Consider the following 23,039-nt stretch of genomic DNA (forward strand, 5'->3'; position numbering starts at 1 on the left):
TCACCTCATTCTTTAATCCTGCATGACCTTCTCTAAATTAACTAAGCTGAACAAGCGACTTCCGAGCTTCACCACACCATCTAAGTAATGAGCTTCCACGCCTCCAACTACTTCAGGTGTGGGCTCGATTTTTTCTACTGGTATGTCCATCACATCATTTGCACCATCAACAATTAAACCAAGAATAAGCTCTTCATTGGATGTAATAAGAATTCTTGTTGTTTCATCAGCTTCTTTTTCTTCTAAACCGAGTTTTTGCCTTAAGTCAATGATGGGTGTAATCACACCACGAAGATTCATAACTCCTTTTATAAAGGGAGCAGTTCCCGGAATTCGTGTGAATGATTGCATCCGTTCAATGGACTGAATTTCACTAACTTTAATGGCGTATTCTTCTGTATGCATTTGAAAGATAATGACTTTCATTTGTTCTTCAACGATTTCAACACTCATTAGCCATTTCTCCTTTCTTTATCTTATTTTATTAACGCATTCGGATCCACGATAAGTGCCACTTCACCATCGCCAAGAATAGTGGCTCCCGAAATCGCGAACACATTTGTTAAGTAATTGCCGAGCGACTTTAACACAATATCATGCTGTCCAATTAAGGAATCAACTACTAAGCCAGCAATCTGTTCGCCTTTTTGAATAATAACCAAGGAATAAAAGTCTTCATCAAGATCAGCTACTGGTGTATTAAAGACATCTCGCATGAATACAAGTGGAACTACTTTCCCTCTAAAATCAATCACCTTTTGTCCATGCGCACTAAACAAGTCGACTTTGTTTACAATGGCTGTTTCAACAATTGATGTGAGAGGAATCGCGTATTTTTCTCCACCTGTCTCAACGAGCATGACATCAATAATGGATAACGTAAGTGGTAATTGAATTAAGAAGGTTGATCCTTTATGTAACTCTGAGTGAACGGTTACGACCCCACCTAATGATTCAAACGTGTTTCGCACAACATCAAGACCTACACCCCGTCCCGAGATGTCCGTTATTTGCTCTGCCGTACTAAAACCTGGCTCAAACAGCAACCCAAACACTTGAGAGTCGGTCAATGATCTAGCGTCTTCTTCTGTAATTAGCTGATTTTTTAAAGCTTTATTTAAAACCTTGTCCCTGCTAATTCCAGCACCATCGTCCTTAATCTCAATAAAGACGTGATTCCCACTATGATACGCTTTTAAAAGAACGGTACCTTGAGCTGGCTTACCAACTGCCATACGCGCTTCTGGTGTCTCAATTCCGTGATCAATGGAATTACGCAGCAAATGCACAAGTGGATCACCAATTTCATCAATGATTGTGCGATCAAGCTCCGTTTCAGCCCCAACAATCTCAAGATGGACTTGTTTTCCTAAATCCTTTGAAAGGTTACGAATCATCCGTGGAAAACGATTAAAGACCGTTTCAACTGGTACCATTCTCATCGTTAAAATAATCTCTTGAAGATTTCCTGTTGTGCGAGTCATTCTTTCTACCGTTTCGGTAAGCTCTGCATTCACTAACTCTCCAGAGATTTGTTCAAGTCTTCCACGATCAATGACCAGCTCTTCAAACAAGTTCATAAGTATATCCAAACGATCAATGTTTACTCGAATCGTTTTGTTATTCTCAGGCGCCTTTTGAGCATCTTTGCCTTTTTCAGGCTCCTGTTTAGTCTCACTTGGTTTTTCTTGTACTGGCTGTAGTGTCTGATCCTCTGCCTGTGTAGTGTGAACAAAGCTTGTCATTGATTGAACAACAACATCTGAGATTTCAGAGATTTTAAGGATCTTGTTTTTGATCACTTCACCTGAATCCTTTGAAACCACCGTGACTATAAAGTCACGCTCAAACTGCTCTTCCTCTAGAAGCTCTGTTGCTGGTGAGGATTTGATGACATCACCCAACTGATTCAGTACATCAAATACCATAAATACTCGAGCGGCCTTTAACATCGCCTTCTCATCAAGCTCTACTTTAATTTGATAAACAGAGTACCCTTGCTCTAAAGACTCTTCAAGTACAGTCCGCTCATATTCATCATACACTTCAAGTAGGTCCACTTGCTCCGTTGTCGCTGCTGCTTCTTTAACAGCCTGGCTTGAGCCTTTTTCAATGGCTTCAAGCTCTGCGACAAGCGATGTGACATCTAACTTCCCGTCCCCACCACTTGCAATGTCATTTACCATATTCTCAAGGGAATCAACAGATTGAAACATAATGTCAATAATCTCTGTTGTCGCCTGTTTCTTCTTATTCCGAATTAAATCCAATACGTTTTCCATGTTATGGGTTAAATGAGCTAAATCTTCATAACCCATTGTTGCCGACATGCCTTTTAACGTATGGGCTGAGCGGAAAATCTCTCCGACAATCGATTCATCTTCAGGCTGTTTCTCAAGCTTTAATAGATGATCATTCACTGCCTGCAGGTGTTCCTGACTCTCATCAAGGAACACAGCCAAATATTCTGAGTTCATCAAAACTACGTCCACCTCATTCTCTTCATTCTGCTTTTCATCTTGGTAAGAAGGTAAGATGAAATAACAATCCTATGACCTCTCTTACTTATATCGGTCCGTTTGAAGGTAGGTTTCAGTAGTTGTTGACTCTGATTTTAAATTTACCAGATGTCGAATAACCGAACGAAGATTTCTCTCTTCTTCCTCAGTTGGGTTCACTTCATGAATGGGTTGCTCCTCATCACGAAGAGCTAAGAGATAAAGTCCATCAACAGCTTGTCCTGTTGTCTGCTCATATGCCCACTTATACATCATTAATTGAACACGGTAAAAATCAATTAGTTCGGTCCCTGAATCTTCAAGTAAATTCGTTTTTAGATCAATTAGGCAAAGTGCTCCGTTCATCCTTGTAACGCGGTCGATAATTCCAGTAAGTAGCGCTCCTTCTACTTCAACTGAGAAATTCCATTCAAGATTCAGCGTCTCTCCAATAGAAACCCTTGAATATGCTTGAACAAGCGATTGCATCTCTGTTCTATAGATTGACTGACCGCGAGCTTCTTGTAACGTAAGGTCCACGGACTCTTGTACACTCCATCCAAGATCAACTAATTCACTCGCTCGGTGAACGTACGTCCCTAAGCGGTTTGCAGCGATACCAGATGTATGTGCTGTCTGAACGTGGTTACGCTGATTTGAATGAATTTTTTTCAAGTATGTTTCAACATATTGAGCAGGATTATGGTAATAGCTCATTACCTCACTCACTGAGAGTGGAACAAGCGGGGGTTTTGCCTCTGCCCTCACTTTAGGCGTAGGGATGGTCCGGCTTGTCTCTTCTGACCAAGGCTCGTACTCTCCCACATATTGTTCTGTGTACCACGTTTCATTATCTGTCTGCTCAATCATTGCAAGCCATGATGCTGCATGTGCCTTCACATTGGGGCGAATCAGGACTAGCTTATCCTTCGCTCGTGTAGAAGCCACATAAAACAATCGCTTGGCTTCTTCTATCGCTTTGCGATCTCCTTCTTGCTTTATCAGCTGGAATGCCGGAGTATCCATTATCCCATCCTCTGTTTCCAGATTCATGACAAGTCCTAGCTCAGAATGAAATCGAATCTTCCCTTTATCACCTTGAGGCTTTTGATGTAGCTGGGGTAGAAAGACAATGGGGAATTCAAGACCTTTTGAACCGTGTACGGTCATAATAGTGACCGCATTTCCTTCTGCACGCTCGATCTTGGAATCACCTTCTTTTTCACTTAACTGAATTCTTTGTTCCATGGCTTCAAGTAAGGAAGATAGACTTGTTTCTTTCTCACCAATTAGGACGTCAATGAGCTTTTCTACATTTTTCACTCGTTGTGGACCGCCCGTTTGAAGCAGCAGTGAATTCTTTAAGCCACTTTGTTCGAAAAGCTGATAAAAGCTGGCAGTTGTTGAACCGATCGTAAATGGTATCCAATCTTCCATCCACTGTCTTAGCTGCCTTATTGAGCGAACAAGTCTCTCATTTGATTGATGATTTTGATCTAAGCTTTCATCAAAGCACAGATATTCACCAATCGTTTGGCCCTCTTGACATGATTCTTTAATCGATAAGAAATCATCTATCGTTAAGCCAAACAGCGGACTTCTAAGTAGTGCTAATAAGTAAAAGTCTTCAAACGGTTCATTGATCCACTTTAAAAGCATTAAGAAATCAACAACCTCACGTCTCTCATAAAAACCAATCCCACTTTGAATTTCATAAGGGATTTGCTTTCGTTTAAGTGATTGTTCAAGCGTCTTAAGATGAGTTCTAGTTGGAATTAAAATGGCCATATCTCTCCACATTGGAGCGCACCAGTGATCCTCTCGTTGAACAATCTGATTCTGTTCCCGTTGCATTTTAAGCATTCGGTTGGCTAACAAGTCATATTCCTCTTGTTCCCCCGTAACAATTTCAACGGCCTCTTCCCCGTTATGAACGTATTCTCGATGTGCATGTAACGGTTGATACAACGTTTGATAAGCATACGTCTGTGAATCCGTCATCGCCTTTTGGAAAATGCTATTCACTGCCTCTACAATTGGCTCTACCGTGCGATAATTACGGTTCATAAGAATTCGACGGCTTTCCGACTGTAGCTCGGCATCTGATTCTAACTGATTCATGATGGAGACGTCGGCTCCTCGGAACTGATAGATTGATTGTTTAGTATCCCCAACGATAAATCGGTAGCTCGGGTTGATTCGATTCAGTACTTCTAACTGCAAAGCATTTGTATCTTGGAATTCATCAACCATTATGTGAGTATATTCACGTCTTGTTGCTTCCTGTACGGTTGGATCTTCAAGTAGTGTTAATGTTTTTTGCTGCAAATCAGTAAAGTCTAATGCCCCTTGAAACAGCTTTTGCTTTTTATATAGCTCATCAAATTGTTGAAGCAACCGGATAAACTTAGTAAGTTGATTCTTTGAATCCTGTGAGAAATCATTTAGTGTCGGTTCACCTTGTTTCTTTAAGGGCTTCCACTCACATTCAAACAACTCAAACAAGCTTGGCAATTCATCCTGCCACTTATTATTGATACGTGAAGGCATACATTCGGATAGCTCTTGAAAATATTGATCCAAGTCGTTATTAAATGGCTGTTCAAAAAAAGCAACTAATCGATCCGCGTGTTTTTGAGTTGTAGCTGACAGTCCTGATGATGGAAAAAACTGAACGGCCTTTTTTCCTTTTTGATCGAATGCCTTTAATTGCTCTTTCCATTCTTTGGTTAACGCAGTCCATTGCTTATCCCAAATATCTGAGCTATCAAACGTTTGAACGACGTTTTCACCTGGCACAAGTTCTCTTACTTGATCGTAAACTGATACTAAATAAGCACTTAGCTGATCCTTACTCAGCAAATGAATAAGAGTCTCTGCTTCTTGAAAAAATTCAACCGTCTCAAACAATTCCTCTAGTATTTCTTGCTTTAAGAGACTCGCTGACACCTCGTCTAGCACCTGAAAAGAGGCTGGTAGCCCGGCTTGATAGGCATACTGTTTTAATAATCTTTGACAGAAGCTATGAAAGGTTGAAATTGTGGCTCCTTCAAGTTTGATCTTTTGTCGATCCCAATACTCTTCCTCTTCGGGATTAGTAGATTCTTGAGCCTTCCGCTCAAGACTACCCCGGATCCTTTGTTTCATTTCTCGCGCTGCTTTTTCTGTAAAGGTGATGGCTGCAATCTGATCTAATTCCGTCCCCATTGGTGATTCGGTTTCGTGGAGACCCACATCACAAAGATGCATCAGTCGCTCTGTTAACACACGTGTTTTTCCAGAACCTGCTCCCGCTGCAATGACGATTAATGGTTCGGTTGAAAAGATCGCTTCGGTTTGCTGATCATTAAATGTCATACTCATCCTTCTAGTTGGGCCTCCTTTTGTTCATCTGTTACTCGACAAATTGGCCCGTACGGACAGCTGTCTCTGCAGTCAAGTGGCTTAACGGGAAATTCGTGGGTCATTCCCTGCCAGAGTGTTTGAACCTTCTTTTCTAGTTCGTATTTATCAAGGAACGCAGATGTACCGAGCTCCTCTTCTTTATTTTTACATTGAGCACTCACAAAGAATCTAGAACCCTTCCCAACTTCACTTTCTTTCCAAATCCCATTATTCGCGCGTTTGGAAGGTGATCGTAAGCTAATGTATGATGCTCCAATGGCTTCATACGGCTCAGTTGATTGTCGTTCTAGCTGCTCTCTTAAACTAAAACTGTACAGAGGAAGCTGAAGTTTAAGCCCTGTTCTTACTTCGTCCTCCATCTTAAGATTAGCATGACCCGTTTTGTAATCATAAATAATAAATTCTTGTCCGAGTTGATCCACTCGATCGATCTTCCCTTTTAAATGAATCGTCTCCTGATTTCCTACGGACATGTCTAGCTGAAGTGGTTTCTCTAAAGAAGTAATGCGCATATTGGCAAGCTTTGCATTATCCCAGAAATGTTTACGCTCCGCCTTCCACCAGTCAAGCAATCGATGTAACCATTGTTGTTTTAAGAGATTTAACTCTAGCTTTGAGACATGTGGACTTTCAAGTTCAACTTCCTCCCATTCATCCTCAAGCTTTTGTTTTAATAGACTTGGAACCATCTCTTTTTTCTCTTCGCTCAAGCTAGAAAATGGCATACCAATCACATCTAGTTCTTGATACAGCCATTCAATGATAGAATGAACGAGCTGTCCGATCAGAATGTGGGACACGCCGACTGCTTGTGTTTTCGGTTCATTTACACCTAGCAATCGTTCAAAAGAATAACGAATGGGACATCGTGCATAGCTTTCTAACGCCGTAATTCCAACCGTTGAATATTTAGATAAACGATCTGTCGCTTCACTGGAGATTGGCTCAAGTCCAGTTTCTAATCTTTGAATGGATTCAGTTGTCGCAATGAGATCTTCAGGTAGATCTGTTACTTCATACTGTCTACCTTTCCAATATGCTTGAATCTCCTTCTGCTCCTCTTGATGATTCGCTACCTTCTTCGTCATTCGTTTTTCAAACGTCCATGTGCCTGTGGTATCAAATTTTTCAACAAATGAAGATGGTAATAGAGGAGAATGTGGATCAACACCCTCTACATAACTAAAAACAATCTCCTTTGCAACATAAAAAAGCTGTTCAAAATACGCTTCTTGTTTTTTTCGAAAGTGAGCTTGAGTCGGCTTACCATACGGAATATCCCATGCATACAGATCTGCTTCTTGAATATATCCTGCAAGTTGCGGTCTACCCGGAAAGTGGTCAGCTCCCATTGAAGGAACAAATAACGTTTCGCCTTCAAAGTGGGCGATATGCTGCCATGTATAGGACTCAATTCCCGTTCTAATTCCAGCTTCCCCATAAAGTTCTTTGCTACCAAACGTTTCATTTATCCACGTTTGAAAAAATTCGAATGAAACAATCATGTCATCCAGTTGATACTGTCCATACTCTTTTACTTTCCATTCCAATGTTTCTTGCACTGTTTGGATAGCTTGTTTTTCACAATGTAAATCAGTTAGAGCAGACAGGTCTGTTTCTTTCGTAATGTGGTCTTCTATCCAATGATTAAGTGCCAACTCCTCTATTTCGTGTAGCAACTTCTGCAAGTAATCTGTGAAGCTTTCTTTTAGCTTCCAGCTTCCTTGATTTATCCGTTCATGTAGCTGATCGACTTGATCAATCTCCGTTTTCCCAGTACGCCTTAAGGTATAGAGCGCTTTTATATAGCGGGTTCCCTTCACTCGATAAAAAGACAAGATATCCGTGGTTAGAGCTACATGTTCACTTCTATTTTGAGGTGGGTTCAAGAGATATCTGATGAGTGTAAAGCTAGACGTTTGCTCAAGCTGAATCATGGTTGATTGTGTAGTAGGCAGGTGTTGTTCTTTTGCTTCTCTTATCCACTCTTCTCTTTCCTCTGGACGAACAACGATACCGGCTTTTCCAGTATGTTGTTGAATCTGTTGCGTCAGTCCAGTCCATTGCTCCTTATTACTCGATGCCTTTACAACCGAAACCGTTGAAGTCACTTTCGGTAATTCCTCCACTTTAAATGAATGGATGTCGTAGCCAATCGTTTGTAGGTCAGCTAACGTTTCCTCAACCATATCAAGCTTTTGAAAATTAGGCAGATAAATAGATACTGGGACATTTGCATGAAATAGCCCTTCAAGTAATTTGAATTGTAATGGAGAAAAGTCATAAAAGCCCTCGACAACCACGTGAAAAGGCAAGTCTTTTCCTGAACGAAGTAAGCTAGCTGCAAATAAAAGCTTTTGTTCGGGGTCAATCATTTTGTAGTCTTCTAGCATCGTTTCATAGGTTAAAAACGTAGGCATACATGTAGGAAACGATTCTTTTACCGCATCAATGGATAAACCAAGCCTTTTGATTTGACCATACGTATCGGCATACGCACGTGCTTTTTCTCTAGGTGAGCGAGCATCCTCCTGACGACTCGCCTCTAAAATCCGTTGAAAAAAAAGCGTTCTTTCTTGTTCCGTTAAAGAAAGAAACGCCATGTTATAAAAATCAAGTATTGAGCTAGCTAAATCATCAAACGTACCGAATGACAAAGGATAATGTGTAGACCTAGCTTTATTTAACCAGGTACCTGATGGCATTAAGTATAGAACCGTTACATGATCTTCTTTCATCCGGTCCGCATACTGTTTAACTCTTTGTTCGCTCCCTATTGCAGATAGGCTTGTACCATATACCTTTTGTTGTGCCATCTAGCTATTCTCCTTTCACGCGTACCATATCCACATGATCAATATCATCTAAAAGATAGACCTCTGAAATTGGCTCAAACCCAAATGACCGATAAAAGCGATCTAAATAATATTGAGCTTGAATTTGGATGCTGTTCTGCTTGTAATCTGCCTCAAGTGTTTGAATAGCCTGAGCCATTAGTTCTTTTCCATAGGAAGAACTTCGGAACTCTTTAGTGACAAGTACTCGACCAATTGAAGCACGCTCCCGGCGAGCTGACGGCAAAAAGAGTCTACAATATGCAGCAAGCTTGTCATTAACATATCCTGCTACATGAATGGCCTCCGCATCATTTCCATCTACTTCTTCGTATGCACAGTTTTGTTCAACGACAAATACATCCACTCTTGCTTGAAGAATGGTATAAAGCTCACTAGTTGAAAGCTCTTCAAACGATTTAATTCTCCAGTTCATTTAATCCCTCTTCTCTAGTATCCTTTATGTATTCATTCCAACATTAAATCCAAGTAATAATACAATCGTAAGTGCAATAAACCATATAAACCAATAAGCAGACGTACCGCTACGATTTCGCTTTGTTTTCCGTAAAATCACTTCCATTGCGTAAATTAAAATCAGCGACATCAATCCTTTAATAACATATTGAATCGGGAATTGATATGCGTATATGATCGCTATTCCTGACGTAACCTGACCGATATACAAAAACCAGATCATGACACGTAACAGGCGGTTTGCAAATGGCAGCTTCCATTTATATAAAATAAAAAGGATTCCAAATAAGAGCAGTAGCAAACCCCAGCTACCGATGTGAACCTTGTAATAGATTAAAAATGTTTGCGCGTCCAAGGTGCCCTCCTGCGTATTGGTTGATCGGCAATGAGCGTTGGTGCCGATTCATTGGGTAAACGTTTATGATAAAAGTGTATCATATTTTGAGAATGATCAGCTAATGCAAAAAGTGGTGTAGTGTACCATTCCTTTTCCTCTCTAGGAGAGTACTCGCACCCACTAGACTCATAAAAATAAAAAGACTGATGACTCTATTTACGAGACATCAGCCTTTTATAAGATGTAATACTTAATTCAAATCAAAATGCTCACCGTTTGATTCGTAGATCACCCATTCAGCAACGTTGGTTGCATAATCCGCAATACGCTCAATGTAACGGGCGATAAATGCGAGCTGTGTTAGCTGTTCGGCCCCGTGCTCACTTGTATCGCTTTGGAAAAGTCCTTTGATAAACTGTCCAAATTGGGCATCCACCTTATCATCAAATGCCGCCATTTTTTGGGCTACAATTAGATTTTTGGTCTGGAATGAAACCAAGGATTCTTCCAGCATTTTTCTCGCATCTAATGCCATTGTAAGAAGTTCGTGCTTTTTCTCGAGATAACTTTCTGCTTCAATACGCTTTGAAACTTTTGCCATATCTACGGTCAGATCGCCCACTCGTTCAAGATCACCCGCTATCTTCATAGCGACAATCAAACTTCGCAAATCGGTTGCAACGGGTTGTTGACGTGCAATTAACTGGAACACTTCATTGTTGATTTGTAGCTCATACTTATTAATTTGTTCATCATAAGAAATAACCTTCTTCATTACATCAAGGTCTGAATGCTCAAATGCTTGAATTGCTTGATCAAATTGACTTAATACTTCCTTACCTAAATGTGAGATTTGATCCTTTACATTTTCTAAATGCTGATGAAACGAACTACGAAGCATAATTCTCCTCCTTAAACAATGACACGTGCTTAATCATTACCCAAACTGTCCTGAAATGTATTGCTCTGTTTTTTTGTTATCCGGATTTGTAAAAATCTTATTTGTATCGCCGATCTCCATTAGCTCACCCATATAGAAAAAGGCTGTCTTATCAGATATCCGTGCCGCTTGCTGCATATTGTGTGTCACGATGACAATTGTATAGCTTTTACGTAATTCATCAATTAACTCTTCTACTTTTGATGTACTAATCGGGTCAAGGGCAGAAGTTGGCTCATCCATTAATAGTACGGATGGTTTCGTCGCAAGTGCTCGTGCGATACACAGACGTTGCTGCTGTCCACCTGATAATCCCATACCATTTGTGTGCAGTCGGTCCTTAACCTCATCCCACAAAAAGGCGTCTTTTAAGCTTTGTTCAACGAGTTCATCAAGAACCTGTTTTTTCTTAATACCGTGAACGCGTGGTCCGTATGCTACATTTTCGTAGATCGATTTTGGGAATGGGTTGGGCTTTTGAAAAACCATTCCAACTTTTTTTCGTAAATCTACTAAATCTGGTTTCCCAGACAGCAGGCTATCTCCTTTATAAACAATATCGCCTGACATCTTTACACTTGGATTCATATTAATCATCAGATTTAATGTTTTAATAAATGTTGATTTCCCACACCCTGATGGCCCAATGATCGCCGTTACCTCTGATTCATTAATATCAAACGAAACGTTCTTTAATGCATGATTGGTTCCATACCACAAATTAAAATCTTTGACATTGTATACTGTCTGTATTGCCTGTGCTTGTTTCTCCATTGTCATTGCCATGATTTAGTCCCCCTTATCCAAATCGTCCAGAGATATAATCTTCCGTCTGCTTCTCATCTGGATTAGAGAATAATTTGTCTGTACGGTTGTACTCAATTAATTTTCCATTAAAGAAGAAGGCCGTTTTGTCAGAGATACGAGATGCTTGTTGCATGTTGTGCGTCACGATCACGATTGTGTACTCTTTCTTTAGTTCAAGAATGAGTTCTTCAATTTTAGCCGTTGCAATTGGATCAAGTGCGGATGCAGGCTCATCTAAAAGTAGTACATTTGGCTTCATCATTAGCGTACGAGCAATACATAGACGTTGCTGCTGTCCACCTGATAATGAAAGAGCTGATTCTTTAAGACGATCCTTCACTTCATCCCATAATGCAGCTTTTTTCAACGAATCCTCTACTCGTTCTTTCCATTCTTTGCGAGGTACATTATGAAAACGCAAACCGTGCGTTAGGTTTTCTTGAATCGACTTTGGAAACGGATTTGGACGTTGAAACACCATGCCAATTTCTTTACGAAGTGCTACCACATTCACTTCTTTAGAAAGAAGATTTAACCCCTGGTACTCAATTTCACCTGTATTATGGGAGATCGGAATTAAATCGTTCATACGATTAATGCTTCGCAAGAACGTTGATTTCCCACATCCAGATGGTCCAATTAATGCCGTAACTGCTTGTTTGTCTATATCTAAATTTAAATGTTGAACCGCATGATTTTCCCCGTAATAAATGTTCAAATCTTTTACCGTTAAAATTTGATTTGTAGCCACAGCGCTTTCTCCACTCGCCATCTCTTGTCTTTCAGCCGTTACAATGGACATGTGAACGCCTCCCCTTATTAGTTTAAAGCTTATTATTTCGAAGCTGTTAGTTTCTTATGAAGTCTTTTACCAAACCATCTAGCAAATAGGTTAAACAAAAGTACTGCGATCACAAGAACCGCTGATGCTCCATCTGCAATTTCACGAATGTCTGGTACAAGTCCTTGTGTATTAACTTTCCAAATGTGAACAGCTAATGTTTCTGCTGGTCTAAATATATTTAATGGTGATGTTTCACTAAATGGATTAAGGTTTAACCACTCTAATCGTGGTGTTGTTAGTCCTGCTGTAAATAATAGTGCAGCTGCTTCACCGAATACACGACCTGATGCAAGAATGACACCCGTTAAGATTGACGGGAATGCAGCAGGCAGAATCACCGTACGGATTGTATCCCAATGTGTAATTCCTAAGGCAAAGCTTGCTTCCTTCTGGTCACGTGGTACACCAGTGATCGCATCTTCACAAACACGCACCATAACAGGAAGGTTAAACACTGTTAGCGCAAGAGCTCCACCGATAATCGTATAGCCCCATCCTGTGATGGAAACGAAAAGTAACAATCCAAACATCCCTACAACGATAGAAGGTAATGATGCAAGTACTTCAATACAAGTACGTATAAAGTTTGTGATTTTTCCTGGCTTTGCATACTCAGCCATATAAATTCCTCCACCAATTCCGAGTGGAACGGTGAAAACCATCGTTAAGAATAAGATATAAAATGAATTAAATAGCTGTGGCCCTATTCCTCCGCCCGCGCGAAACGAGCTTGGTGGATTTGTTAAGAAATCAAACGAAATGACGCCAAAGCCTTTATAAAAGATATAGCCTAATAGTCCAGCAAGGATAGCAATAATAATTCCTGCGATCGCTGTAAATAACCCTGTCGCAAGCTTATCAGTCATTTTTGTATTCATTAAAATGACCTCCTAGATGATAAGAATCGAATAATAATGATAAAGATGTACGACATCACAAGTAGGATTAAGCCAAGTGACCACAAGACATTGTTATCAACACTTCCTTGAACTGTGTGTCCCATATTTAACGTAATAATTGTCGTTAGTGTACCTGTAGGATCTGTTAATGATTCTGCAATAGTACGAGCATTTCCGATTACCATTTGAACCGCTAGAGCTTCCCCAAATGCTCTCGCCATTCCTAAAACGATGGCTGTCAGTAGCATCGGCCACGCTGCAGGTAATAAAACTCTGCGGATGGTTTGCCAGCGCGTTGCACCAAGTGCAAGCGAGGATTCTCTTAGTCCGTTTGGTAACGTGCGCAGTGCATCAGTCGCAATACTTGTCACCGTCGGTAGGATCATGACAGAAAGAACGATGGTTCCCGCAAGTAGACCGAAACCTTGTCCACCCACATATTGCCTAACAAACGGAACAATCACACTTAAACCGATGAACCCATAAACGACTGATGGAATTCCAACAAGTAATTCAATAACAGGCTGTAAAATTCGTTTGCCCCAGGAAGGTGCAATTTCAATCATGTAGATAGCAGCCCCAACCCCAAGCGGAGCAGCTACTAAAGCAGATAAAATGGTTACTGCAAATGATCCAAAAATAAACGGGAGTGCACCATATACTGGTCCACCATTTGCTTCACTTCGGGTTGGGTTCCAATCAAGGCCCGTTAAAAAGCTGATTGGGTTAACTCCATTCACCACAAATGCCTGAAGCCCCTTAGTCATCAGGAAGAGTGTAATAGATATAGTCGCCAAAATAATGATTGTTGCGCACCCATAAACAATGATTTTCCCCTTGCGCTCAATTTTTTCAGCGTTACGATTGTTTTTCTTTAGTAAACGGTCATGGACAGTTTGTTGCTGTGCCGCCATAACAATGGCCCCCTTGCGATAGATATAGAAGATAAAGGCTGGAGAACACCTACGAGCGGTCTTCTCTCAGCCTATTACGTTGTTTATTGTACGTCTGTTTGGTTTCCTTCTGCGTCACGCTCAACTTGCATATCCGTTGATGGGATATAGCCAAGTTCAGGAACGATTACTTGTTGAACATCTTCACTCATCATGTAATCAAGGAAAGTTTTAGCAAGACCTTCAGGCTCACCATTTGTGTAAGAGTGCATATAAGCCCAAACTGGATATTCACCAGTTGTTACATTTTCATCCGTTTGCTCTACGCCATCTAATTTTAATGGAAGAACAGTGTCATCATTGTAGTAAGAGAATGCAAGGTATCCAATTGCACCTTCTGTTTCAGAAATGATTTGTTTAACAGTATTAGAAGAATCCTCTGTAATTCCTTCAGCTGGCTCAGCACCATCTAAAGCGTAATTAACAAATGTAGCACGTGTACCAGAAGAATCTGGACGGTTTACTAGGGTAATATCAACATCTTCTCCACCAAGCTCAGACCAGTTTGTTACTTCACCTGTGAAAATGTCGATAAGTTGTTCAGATGTTACATCTTCAACGCCTACTCCTGGATGAGCAGCAGGTCCCATTCCTACTACAGCGACACGGTGGTCTACTAATTCATCAGCAGGAATTTCTTCTTTTTCTTCAGCAAATACATCAGAGTTTCCAATGTCTACAGATCCATCAGCAACTTGGCTAAGACCTTGACCAGATCCACCAGCCTGTACTTGAATGTCAGCACCAGCATTAAGACCCATAAATTCTTCAGCACCAGCAGCCATTAGTGGTTGAATCGCACTTGAACCAGATAAGACTAGTTGCCCTTCAGCCTCGCCGCTTGTTGCCTCTTCCCCATTTTCTGAGTCTGATCCACCTGTGGAATCAGTTCCTGTGTCATTGCTATCGTCTCCACTTCCACATGCCACAGCAATCACAAGTAGTGCAGATAACATCATGAATAAAAGAAGCTTTTTCAATTTCAATGTAACAACCTCCCTATTTTCTCTCCAAATGTTTTTACTAGGCGTTAGCCTCTCTTTCAACTGAAGTATAAGCTTGTTCTATTAAGGAGTTATGATCTGAATGTAAAGATTGTGTAAAGAGAAAGAAAGCGCAATCATTTATAAGCGTTTACATAACCAACATAAAAAAGAAACAAATCCAAAATTGGATTTGTTTCCGAGTGGTTACTACTCTGCTTGTTGCTCTTTTGTTGGACCATATACGCCAGGTACATTCAGTCCAGCTTGACGTAATAGAACGGTCATTTGCCCACGGTGGTGGCCTTGATGGCTTACAAGCATACGAAGAACGGCGCCTTTAGGGCTTTGGGCTCCAAAGAAATCAACCATATCAGTGAAGCTTTCGTCAGTCCATGTATGTTCAACTTGTTCTAAAAGGTTTGAACTGAATTCGTTATACGTATCCACAATTGTTTTTGCTTGATCCGGAACGGTTGAAGAAGTCTTTCCAACATTCTCAACACCTGCAATAGAGGCGAAAAACGGAATGGTAGTCGTTAGATGCCAGCCTAACCATCCTAGTGAGCTATGCCCTTCAACAATGGCTTGGTCAAGTTTCTCGTCTGTAAGTGACTCTAATACTTGTAGAGTTAATTGTTTCTCACGAGTCCACTCTTCTAAAAAATCTGCTTTTGTTCTAAACATTTCGTATCTCTCCTTATCATTCAACCAATCTTTACGTGTCTAGTATAGCCAGAATGATGGATGGAGAAAAGCAAAAGGCCTTTAATTATTGTGCTTTCTTAAAATCAGGATCATCAAACTTGTGTGCTACCCAACCTTCTGGATCAATAAATAAACGAACAGCAACAACTTGACGTTCTTCTGATAATGTAAAGAAGTGCGGAATATTAACAGGCACGGAAATCACATCACCAGGAGATAGATTTACATCAAAATATCCTGTCTCAGCACCTTTTATTACAAACGTACCAGAACCTGCAGTAATCGCACGTACCTCATCTTCTGTGTGTGTATGCACTTGCTCAAACTTTTTTAAGAGCACATCTAAGTCTGGTGTCTGTTCATTTAGGGCAATAACATCCCATTTTTTGTACCCACGACGCTCTGCAAGTGAACGAATGTCTTCATTAAATGTGGAGAGTACTTCTTCCTTATCTTTATCAGTAAGGTGACATTCATTTTGTAATCGTTCAGAAAGTTTGGTTGGGTCCCAAAATTCATATAGCACTTCCTGGCTCTCCAAAAATGCACGTACCTCAGATTCCTCTGCAATCGTTTGTCCTGTTTGACGAATATGAATGATAGCCATGTATTTTCCTCCTATTTGGTTAATTGTTTTAGTCTTAATTGGTATTCAAACAAAAATTCAAACGCCTCAAGATGTTTTTTCGCTTCAAAACTATTTTTACCCCATACTGTAATGCCGTGATTTCGGATGAGAACACCAAACACGCCTGGTTTAATCTCATTGGCAACAGCCTCTGCAAGAAATGGGAGATCCGCGTAATTTGGTACGATTGGAATGGTAATTGATGCATCCTCTTCCCATAGATTAAAGGCTTTGATCAGCTCTTGATGTTGAAATGTGATTTCACTCTCATCTGCGTATAGCTCTGAGATCACATTATTGGCAACCGTATGCACATGAAGTGAGCAACCCGCTTCTGTTTTTTCATAGATTCGTTGATGAAGGATCGTTTCCGCCGAAGGTTTTAGTGGAGTATCCTCTAAAGGCTGACTGGACTCACCAACTAGTAAAAAATCTTCAGAGGTTCGCTTACGCTTATCCCTGCCACTGGCTGTTACGAGAAACTGTAAGGGCGAATCGGCCACTTTTATGGAAAGATTACCACTTGTGCCAGGAAACCAGTCTCTTGCAGCCAATTCATCCTTTATATCCGCTAATTCGTTCCAATGAGTTGTGTATAGAAGCTTCGTTCCCTTCACCTTGTAACCTCCTCCCGTCTCTCTTCAAATTGGTGAATAATTTCATGAAAGCTAGTAAATGCTGAATGCTTAAGAGATAGCTCACGACATTTATCTAATAGAAAGGATCCACATGCAAAGACTTCATCCGCTTCCTTAGCTGCCTGCAAATCTGTAATTGAATCCCCTATCACTATTTTGTAGTACGCCTCACTTGGGTATTGTCTTAAAATCGTTGGTTTACAGCATCCACAATCATTGGAACAATGCGAATCACAACGATGTGGCCACGTGATATGAATGGTTGGTTGATCAAAACGACTTCCATTGCAGTATAAGCTGTGCGTCAGACCAAAAGGGTTAAGGACGGGTTCTACAAAGAAATCAATTCCACCACTTACAACCTTTAATGGAATGTGGTTTTCCCGTACGTATTGAAGAAACTCCGGAAACCCTTCACGGATCTCAGCCTTGTCTAACACAAATTTAATGATTTCTTCTTTATAGCTTGAAGGAATTAATTGAAATAACTTACCGACTCCTGACCGAATGGACACACGCTCAGCTAATATGTCCTCCTTGATTGCCTCCCAGCCAGGAGGATTCACATGCTGCATAATGGCGATAATATTATCTTTTGTGGTAATGGTTCCGTCAAAATCACAAAAAATAATCGGTGTCTTCTCAACTCTTTCTTTCATCTCTAATTCCCCCATAACTCAAGTGCTGTCTTTAGTTCAGGTGATACGTCCGCAGCCTCAGGTAAAGAGGTGTTCATCACACCGTAAATGGCATCTTTAAATGCCTTTGCACCGGCTCTTGCACCACCTGGATGTCCGTGGATTCCACCACCCGCGTTAATGACACACTCAAGCCCAAAGTCATGAATCAACATTGGCGTTAATCCTGGGTGGATCCCAGCTGATGGAACAGGGAAGGCTTTATTCAGTTGGCCTTTTTCTGTTAATGCATGTGCGATGGCATCCGTCTCTACTTTATCAAGGGCAACACTGCCATAAGGAGAAGGGAATAACACAAGATCTGCTCCAGCTATTCGCAATAGCTTACCGAGTAATACACGGTTTGATATGCCATGAAATGGTGAGGCAGTTAAAGCTCCAGATACAGCTGGATGCGCCATAATTGGTACGTGGATATCAGGGTCCTCAGCTAATGCCTGCAATACATCTAACCCATAAGCAAAGACATTAAATAATAGCGCTGTGGCCCCTTGATCTACGGCTTGTTTTGCTTTTTCTTTTAGTTCAAATGTCCGTCCGGTGAGATTTACTGCATAGAGCTTCTTTTCTCCCGTCTCTTCATAGACTTGGTCTATAATTCTGCTCCCTATCTCTACTCTTTTATGAAAAGGTGTTAATGGATTCTCAAATAAGATTTCATCATCTTTCACCAAATCAACTCCACCAAGAAGTTGATCTGTTAATTGCTGTGTGAATTCTTGTGTATCCTTACCAATCATTCCTTTGAAAATACTCATTAAAAGAGGACGGTCATATACACCTACCAGTTCTCTTACACCTGCTATACCAAACGATGGACCTGGAAAAGACTGCTCTAGCTCTTTTGGGAATACGATATCAATTAATTTAATTTCTCCATCAAGTGAAAGCTTTCCAAAAACAGTTGTTAGAATCGCCGGAAGATCTGCAGAGAAGTTAGCCAAAGGATACGCAATTTTAATTCGACCTATGGTACGTGACTCATTAAAAAAACTTGCAGCTTGTTCAGTTGTTTCCTCCTCAACTACTTCAATAACCTCACCCTTGTGACGCTCCAACTGCTTTTTTTCAAGTGACGGCAGATGTGTCCATGAACCAATCGTTAAACCAAGTGCGATGGACTCTGCTTTTTTATGTAGATCATGTTTTTGATCGAATACTCGATAAGTAACAGTTATAAAGCTCATCTCTCGTCTCCTCTCTATACAAACAAAACCGCCCTCTAATATGTTAAAGAGGACGGTATTAATCATTTATCTTGTCCTCTTATCTACCAAGTGATCTTGTGAGAATTAGCACCTTGAACAGACAAACGTCCAAACAGGTTGCCGGGTATCATCGGGATCTTCCCTCCACCAGCTCTTCATAAGAGTAAAATCAATATTCATATTGTAATGTTGATAAATCTACTAAGGATTATGACAGTGTCCTTCTATTCTGTCAATTAGCAAAAATCATTTTATCAGAATCTATTGACAACTGGATTCATTCCTCGTAATATGAAAACCAATTACTCTGATTGGGAAAATGAAGTTAATTCCTAACGAACTGAATATGTAACTCTTATCGAGAGCTGGCTGAGGGAATTGGCCCTGTGAAGCCCGGCAACCGACCTACTCATTCTTATATGTGAGAATGAAAACCTTTAAGGTTTTAAGGCACGGTGCTACATCCAACAGACTCATGTGGAGTCTGAAAGATAAGAGGTGGAATCCTAGTGATCAAGCCTCTTTCTTTCATGAAAGTGGCTTTTTTGATTTTACTTTATAAAGATGGAGAGATGAATGGATGAAAAAATCATTTGGATTAACAACACTCGGGGCAACAACGGCTGCTGTGTTTTTACTAACAGGATGTGGAGATGGTACATCCACTGAAGCTCAAGCTGATGTTCAGTTAGAAGGCGTACCAGAACGTTTTGCTGAAGGCGAGGGCGCTAAAGTGAAGGTTATTCGTAAGATTGGTGGAGATGATCATACGGCCCAGTATCTTGCTGGCGTACAAGAAGAAGGAAAAGCGTTAGGCTTTGAAGTAGATACATTTACAGCAAATGGAGATTCAGCAAGCTATCATGATGCCATCTCACAAGCAATTGATGCCGATTATGATGGTCTAATTCTTTCACACGGAGATGACGCAGCAACTGTCGATGCGGTAAAACGGGCAGTAGATAAAGGCATTCAAGTTGTTACGTTTGATTCCAATCCAGACCTTGAGTCTATTGAAGGGGTCACACTCACTTCACAGGACGATGAAGAGCTTGCTAGTTTAGCATTAACTCAATTACTTGAGGATTATAACGATGAAGCCAACATCCTGTACTTATGGGTTGACGGGTTTCCACCAATGGTTCGTCGTGATGCGGTCTATCAGGAAGTGCTTGCTGACAATCCAGGGATCAACGAATTAGAACGGTTTGGCGTAGCCTCTGAAGATACATCGACCCAGACTCAAAATGCTGTAGCCGCTCTTTTAAACAAATATCCTGAGGGAGAAATTGATGCTATTTTTGCAACATGGGATGCGTTTGCCATAGGTGCAGCTCGCGCACTTGAAGAAGCAGGTCGTGATGAGATTAACATTTACGGAATTGATGTATCAAACGCTGACCTTCAGATTATGCAAGAGGAGCAAAGCACATGGCAATATACAGCTGCCGTTGATCCAAAATTAATCGGAACCATTAACTTACGTCTTCTGGCAAAAAAACTCGCTGATGAAGAAACGCCACAGTTCTATGATTTGGAAGCTTCTTTGATTTCAAGTGATCAGCTAAAAGAGGCATCAAACGTCAATATGGTGTCCTTATCTGAAGTCATCCCTGAATGGGGCCAATCAGAGGCGTTTGAGGAAGACTGGATGAAAACATTAAAAGAACATAACAAGCAATAGGTGATGCTATGGAATTACAAATGGAAAAGATCTCTGTTACGTATCCTGGAGTTCGGGCACTTAACAATGCATCGCTCACGATTAAAAGCGGATCTGCCCATGCACTAATCGGTGCAAACGGCGCAGGAAAATCAACATTAATGAATGTATTATCAGGTTCTGCACCGCACTACACAGGCACCATCACATTAAATGGAGACAGCATTTCCATTCGTTCCGTTAAAGAAGCACAGGACCAAGGCATTCAAATTGTACAACAAGAAGTAGATAAGGCATTAGTTCCATATGCGACGGTTGGAGAAACGATGCAGATGCGAGCATATGGCAAAAAAAGCAGCAAGACCTTCATTCGCTGGAAAACCCTCCACGAAAAAGCATCTGCTGCACTACATTCATTAGGTATAACCATTTCTTCAAAAAAATTAGTGAGTGAATTATCACTTGCGGATAAGCAAATGGTTTTAATTGCAGCAGCTGTTATGTCTGAGTGTCAATTACTCATCTTAGATGAACCAACAGCACCACTCAGTATATCTGAGACTAAACGCCTCTTCATAATGGTTCGTGAATTGCTTGCGAAACAAGTGGCTGTTGTGTTTATATCTCATCGCCTTCCAGAGCTTTTTGAAATATGTGACGAGATTACAGTAATGAAAAATGGGTGTCATGTGTCGACTAAACAGACTTCTGACACTTCTATCAATCAAGTGGTTGAAGACATGCTAGGTGAGCCATTTACACAACAATATCCAGACCGTTTGTCCACGATTGGAGAACCATTACTAATTGCTGATTCTCTCTCGGACGGCTTTAAGGTTCAACAGGCATCTTTACATGTTCGAAGCGGGGAGATTATTGGTCTAGCAGGACTCGTTGGTGCAGGAAAAACAGAGCTTTGTAAGCTGTTATTTGGAGCAAGTCAGACTAAGTCTGGCTCCCTTACATTTAAAGGCCGAACTGTCACTTTCCAATCTCCTTATCAGGCCGTTGAGTCTGGGTTAGCGCTTATACCAGAGGAACGTCGCAAAGAAGGAGTTATGGTTCAAGAATCTATTCAAACAAATGTAACTGCCGCCACGCTAACTAAGCATAGCCGTCCGCTCGGATGGTTAAATCAATCAACACAGAAAAAGAGTGCCTCAAAAATCATCTCAGATCTCAGCATTAAAACCCCACATGCTGATGTTCTAGTGCAGCATTTATCTGGTGGTAATCAACAAAAGGTCGCGATTGGAAAATGGTTAGCGACCGATGCAGATGTGTATATATTTGATGAACCGACCAAAGGGGTGGATGTCGGTGCCCGAAAAGATATATTCACTATCATTCACGAGCTCGCCGCGCGTGGAAAAGGAATTATTTATGCCTCATGTGAACTAGCAGATGTGATTGGTATGACGGATCGGACCTACGTTCTCTATGATGAACAAATTGTGAAGGAATTACGAACGGCAGAGACAAACGAAGAAGAACTTCTCTACCTTTCTACTGGAGGAAATCAAGATGTCTGAACCTGATGTGAACCATTCTTCATCATTAACCTTTTTTCAATTTTTGTATCGTTACGGAACGATTATTCTAATCCTTTTATTAATTGTTGGCTTCTCGCTTGCGAATTCTTCCTTTCTGCAGACGAGTAACGTCATCACCATCCTAAGGTCGATTTCTATTGTTACCATTATCGCGATTGGGATTACGATCTCATTAGCAGTGGGTGGATTTGACCTCTCTGTCGGTTCAAATGCTTCACTGTCTAATGCAGTCGTCATGTCGATGTTTGTCTGGTATTCACAACCAACGCTTGTAAGTGTAGGTATTGCAATCATCGCATGTTTAGTAGTTGGTTTATTTAATGCCTTTATGATTGTAAAAATCAAAATTCCAGACTTACTCATGACGTTAGCTACCATGTTTATTATTCAAGGGGTTGCTCTTACGTACACTAGAGGAGCATCTATTTCTGAAAACATGATTATGTCTGATGGAAGCTATGCAGAGGGCTCCATCCCTTCGTTCTTTTCAAAGATTGGGCAGGTACCGTACATCATTATTATCATGTTAATCTGTGTGATTGTTGTTCATCTGTTTTTAACTTATACAAAACATGGCCGAAGCCTTTATATTATCGGTGGAAATGAAGAAGCAGCAAGACTCTCGGGCATTGCTGTTAATAAATACAAGGTGTTAGCTTACCTTCTTTCCGCTTTTTTCGCCGCACTCGGAGGCATCGTTTTAGCTTCCCGTGTGATGACTGCAGAAATTAATGCAGGTGGTTCCTATTTAATGGACGCAGTAGCAGCCGCTTTTATCGGCTTCGCTGTCTTTGGTGCCGGCAAACCGAACGCGATTGGTACATTTATTGGAGCTATTTTGATTGGTGTGTTAGCAAACGGTCTTGTAATGTTAAGCGTACCTTACTACGCAATGGACATTGTAAAAGGCTCCGTACTCGCTTTCGCCCTTGCTATTACCTATTATAAATTTAAGTAAATGGAGGA

At 40.8% G+C, this 23,039-nt stretch carries 20 protein-coding genes and 2 riboswitches; of the genes, 3 read left to right on the top strand and 17 right to left on the bottom strand.

Annotation, left to right across the window (positions count from 1 at the left end):
• Positions 1-12: 12 nt before the first annotated feature.
• The 17 genes from NSQ54_13630 to NSQ54_13710 all read right to left on the bottom strand — a co-directional run bounded on the left by NSQ54_13630 (position 13) and on the right by NSQ54_13710 (position 18,836).
• Positions 13-453 (bottom strand): chemotaxis protein CheW, encoded by a 441-nt coding sequence (locus tag NSQ54_13630; GenBank protein ID WYP25353.1) that lies wholly within the window; start codon positions 451-453, stop codon positions 13-15.
• A 23-nt stretch (positions 454-476) separates the two neighbouring features.
• On the bottom strand, positions 477-2,480 hold the full coding sequence (locus NSQ54_13635; protein ID WYP25354.1) for a chemotaxis protein CheA: 2,004 nt from the start codon (positions 2,478-2,480) through the stop codon (positions 477-479).
• 81 nt (positions 2,481-2,561) lie between these two features.
• Positions 2,562-5,861: a UvrD-helicase domain-containing protein gene (locus tag NSQ54_13640; GenBank protein WYP25355.1), complete on the bottom strand. Its 3,300-nt coding sequence runs from the start codon at positions 5,859-5,861 to the stop codon at positions 2,562-2,564.
• Positions 5,858-8,719 (bottom strand): PD-(D/E)XK nuclease family protein, encoded by a 2,862-nt coding sequence (locus NSQ54_13645; protein WYP25356.1) that lies wholly within the window; start codon positions 8,717-8,719, stop codon positions 5,858-5,860. The genes NSQ54_13640 and NSQ54_13645 overlap by 4 nt, the downstream gene beginning before the upstream one ends.
• Positions 8,720-8,723: 4 nt before the next feature.
• Positions 8,724-9,173, bottom strand: coding sequence for a GNAT family N-acetyltransferase (locus NSQ54_13650; GenBank protein WYP25357.1), 450 nt, complete (start codon positions 9,171-9,173; stop codon positions 8,724-8,726).
• 24 nt (positions 9,174-9,197) lie between these two features.
• Entirely contained in the window at positions 9,198-9,569 is a 372-nt protein-coding gene (locus tag NSQ54_13655; protein WYP25358.1) for a DUF1516 family protein, read from the bottom strand.
• A 232-nt stretch (positions 9,570-9,801) separates the two neighbouring features.
• Entirely contained in the window at positions 9,802-10,452 is a 651-nt protein-coding gene (gene phoU, locus NSQ54_13660) for a phosphate signaling complex protein PhoU (protein ID WYP25359.1), read from the bottom strand.
• A gap of 36 nt (positions 10,453-10,488) precedes the next feature.
• Entirely contained in the window at positions 10,489-11,271 is a 783-nt protein-coding gene (gene pstB / locus NSQ54_13665; protein WYP28564.1) for a phosphate ABC transporter ATP-binding protein PstB, read from the bottom strand.
• A 19-nt stretch (positions 11,272-11,290) separates the two neighbouring features.
• Positions 11,291-12,100 carry a phosphate ABC transporter ATP-binding protein PstB gene (pstB, locus tag NSQ54_13670; GenBank protein ID WYP25360.1) on the bottom strand — a complete coding sequence of 270 codons (810 nt, stop codon included), beginning with the start codon at positions 12,098-12,100 and terminating at the stop codon, positions 11,291-11,293.
• A 32-nt stretch (positions 12,101-12,132) separates the two neighbouring features.
• Positions 12,133-13,020: a phosphate ABC transporter permease PstA gene (gene pstA, locus NSQ54_13675; GenBank protein ID WYP25361.1), complete on the bottom strand. Its 888-nt coding sequence runs from the start codon at positions 13,018-13,020 to the stop codon at positions 12,133-12,135.
• Positions 13,020-13,961, bottom strand: coding sequence for a phosphate ABC transporter permease subunit PstC (gene pstC / locus NSQ54_13680; GenBank protein WYP28565.1), 942 nt, complete (start codon positions 13,959-13,961; stop codon positions 13,020-13,022). The genes pstA and pstC overlap by 1 nt, the downstream gene beginning before the upstream one ends.
• Positions 13,962-14,038: 77 nt before the next feature.
• A complete protein-coding gene (locus tag NSQ54_13685; GenBank protein ID WYP25362.1) occupies positions 14,039-14,980 on the bottom strand; it encodes a phosphate ABC transporter substrate-binding protein in 942 nt (313 codons plus the stop codon).
• A 207-nt stretch (positions 14,981-15,187) separates the two neighbouring features.
• Positions 15,188-15,664: a DinB family protein gene (locus NSQ54_13690; protein ID WYP25363.1), complete on the bottom strand. Its 477-nt coding sequence runs from the start codon at positions 15,662-15,664 to the stop codon at positions 15,188-15,190.
• Positions 15,665-15,749: 85 nt separating this feature from the next.
• Positions 15,750-16,292, bottom strand: a complete 543-nt coding sequence (locus tag NSQ54_13695; GenBank protein ID WYP25364.1) for an AraC family ligand binding domain-containing protein — start codon at positions 16,290-16,292, stop codon at positions 15,750-15,752.
• A gap of 11 nt (positions 16,293-16,303) precedes the next feature.
• Positions 16,304-16,930: a methylthioribulose 1-phosphate dehydratase gene (locus NSQ54_13700; GenBank protein WYP25365.1), complete on the bottom strand. Its 627-nt coding sequence runs from the start codon at positions 16,928-16,930 to the stop codon at positions 16,304-16,306.
• Entirely contained in the window at positions 16,927-17,610 is a 684-nt protein-coding gene (locus tag NSQ54_13705; protein WYP25366.1) for a 2-hydroxy-3-keto-5-methylthiopentenyl-1-phosphate phosphatase, read from the bottom strand. The genes NSQ54_13700 and NSQ54_13705 overlap by 4 nt, the downstream gene beginning before the upstream one ends.
• Before the next feature lie 2 nt (positions 17,611-17,612).
• Positions 17,613-18,836 (bottom strand): 2,3-diketo-5-methylthiopentyl-1-phosphate enolase, encoded by a 1,224-nt coding sequence (locus tag NSQ54_13710; GenBank protein ID WYP25367.1) that lies wholly within the window; start codon positions 18,834-18,836, stop codon positions 17,613-17,615.
• A gap of 76 nt (positions 18,837-18,912) precedes the next feature.
• Positions 18,913-19,021: riboswitch (SAM riboswitch) on the bottom strand.
• Positions 19,022-19,209: 188 nt separating this feature from the next.
• A riboswitch (SAM riboswitch) is annotated at positions 19,210-19,355 on the top strand.
• Positions 19,356-19,437: 82 nt separating this feature from the next.
• On the opposite strand from NSQ54_13710, the gene NSQ54_13715 reads away from it, so the two are divergent.
• From NSQ54_13715 to NSQ54_13725, 3 genes are read left to right on the top strand one after another with little or no spacing between them, the layout of a single operon-like run.
• The gene (locus NSQ54_13715) at positions 19,438-20,541 is read left to right on the top strand and encodes a sugar ABC transporter substrate-binding protein (protein WYP25368.1); all 1,104 of its coding nucleotides are present in this window, start codon (positions 19,438-19,440) and stop codon (positions 20,539-20,541) included.
• A gap of 8 nt (positions 20,542-20,549) precedes the next feature.
• Positions 20,550-22,052 carry a sugar ABC transporter ATP-binding protein gene (locus NSQ54_13720; GenBank protein WYP25369.1) on the top strand — a complete coding sequence of 501 codons (1,503 nt, stop codon included), beginning with the start codon at positions 20,550-20,552 and terminating at the stop codon, positions 22,050-22,052.
• Positions 22,045-23,031 (top strand): ABC transporter permease, encoded by a 987-nt coding sequence (locus NSQ54_13725; protein ID WYP25370.1) that lies wholly within the window; start codon positions 22,045-22,047, stop codon positions 23,029-23,031. Before NSQ54_13720 ends, NSQ54_13725 begins: the two co-directional genes overlap by 8 nt.
• Positions 23,032-23,039 lie beyond the last annotated feature (8 nt).

It is taken from the genome of Alkalihalobacillus sp. FSL W8-0930 (genome assembly GCA_037965595.1).
In the GTDB taxonomy this organism is placed as follows: domain Bacteria; phylum Bacillota; class Bacilli; order Bacillales; family Bacillaceae_D; genus Alkalicoccobacillus.